2 protein-coding genes are annotated in these 1729 nt (G+C 38.7%); one reads left to right on the top strand and one right to left on the bottom strand.

The features are described from left to right. Nucleotides 1-352: putative dsRNA-binding protein (locus F6K13_RS31830; protein WP_287289687.1), on the top strand; the 352-nt coding region annotated here is incomplete at its 5' end. A 370-nt stretch (nucleotides 353-722) separates the two neighbouring features. On the opposite strand, the gene F6K13_RS31825 is transcribed toward F6K13_RS31830, so the two are convergent. Further along, nucleotides 723-1729, bottom strand: a 1007-nt coding sequence (locus F6K13_RS31825; protein ID WP_287289685.1) for an SBBP repeat-containing protein, incomplete at its 5' end; no start/stop codon positions are given.

Here is a 1729-nt window from a genome sequence, read left to right as displayed (position 1 = left end):
TACAATAATTGGAGCCTTTTTTCTAGATTCAACTTTGACTAAAGTTCGCCCTTTTGTGAAAAAACTTTTTCAACCCGTTGCAGATGAAATAATTTTTCCAGATTCAGAAAGTGATGTACAAACAGATGATTTAGTAGATACTAAAGGTAAATTTCAACAGTGGGCATTGGCAAAATTTGGAGAAAATCCTCAATATGAATCTAATAATGGAGAAGGTCCGGATCATGCCAAAATATTCACTGCTGAAGTTAAAGTTAGGGGAAAGTTATATGGTCTTGGAAAAGGGCGTCGTAAACAAGAAGCTGAAAAACGGGCGGCAGAAAAAGCTCTGAGAAAAGTAGGATTAATTTGATTGAAGAAGGCAGAAGGCAGAAGGCAGAAGGCAGAAGGGAAAATTGCTTATGGATAGAAGGGCGACCTACTGCTCCGCGTCTACTCACCCCAAATAATTTTGAGCACCCCCGTTGACGGTGGGGGTATTAAACCCATAAGAGAAATGATAAAATGCTCGAATATTTCTAGATAATTAGGGCTTACCGATCTAATCTCAAAGCATTTATAGGTAAAGGTTTTAGCCTTTTTTACTCTGGAAAAAGTACCTAGTTTTGAGCTGCTTTATGCTCAAAAAGGAGCGTATTTTGGGCGATAGTTAGGCAAAAAAATTCTCCCCTACTCCCCTACTCCCCTACTCCTTAAAAAAAGACTTTTTCAGCAAACCCTAATTATGCAACTGCTTGACGTCCTTCAGTTTGGCCAAACCGAATGTAATGTTCTAACCCATTGATAAACAAACCATTTGCCACTGCATCAGCAATTACTGGGTAAGTGGCCAGATAAAATTCTTCATCAAAAGCAAACTGAGGCGATCGCCCTTCTAAAAAACCAAATTCTAACCAATGTTCAAACCCGTTATTAAATAAACCATTTGTCACAGCATCTGCTACACCGGAATTTTCTAGCAAGTAAAGATTTTCGTTGAAACTGCTAGGAATATTGGGAAAGGGAATATTTGGAGGTTGACTACTAGAGTTTAGTTTCGCAACAAAAATATCGTTCGCTGTACTACTACCACCTGGAATAAATTCAGGAAAAGCAGTGGAGTTGCTGGAAGCGACAATATAAGCGTTACCAACTTCGTCTACTGCAATGTCATTGCCAAATATACCCAAATTATTGTTGGTCTCAAAGGAAATTGAATATTCTACAGTTCCACCATCGTTAGATATTTTTCTGACAAAAGCATCGGCAAAATTATCGTTACCAATAATATAAGTATTACCGACCCCATCAATATCAAGACCCTCAATAGACTCAAAATTTGCTCCACCTAAATAAGTCGCATATCCAACAGAGCGATCGCTATTAATTTTCATTAAAATTCCATCACTTTCACCCCCAGCAAAATTATCTTGCAAAGCATTAACAGTGGGAAATTCTCCAACTGGGGGTACTACTGCATCACCTCCGATAATTTGACTACCGGAAGATCCTCCTACATAAATGTTGCCCACTTCATCTACGGCAATGCTATTACCAGTATCTCCATCTACCGCACCATAGTAAGTGGAAAAAATTAGGTCGCTACCGTCACTATTAAGTTGGGTAATGAATATATCTCGGTCCCCACCTAAAGAATTTTGTACTGCATTTTCAGTGGGAAAGTCAGCGGAGCGAGTATCGCCAGTTATATAAGCATTGCCACTACTATCTATAGTAATATCGTTACTTA

The sequence above is a fragment of the Okeania sp. SIO2B9 genome (assembly GCF_010672505.1).
Classification (GTDB): Bacteria; Cyanobacteriota; Cyanobacteriia; order Cyanobacteriales; family Microcoleaceae; genus Okeania; species Okeania hirsuta.
This window is presented reverse-complemented; position numbering and strand designations above follow the sequence as displayed.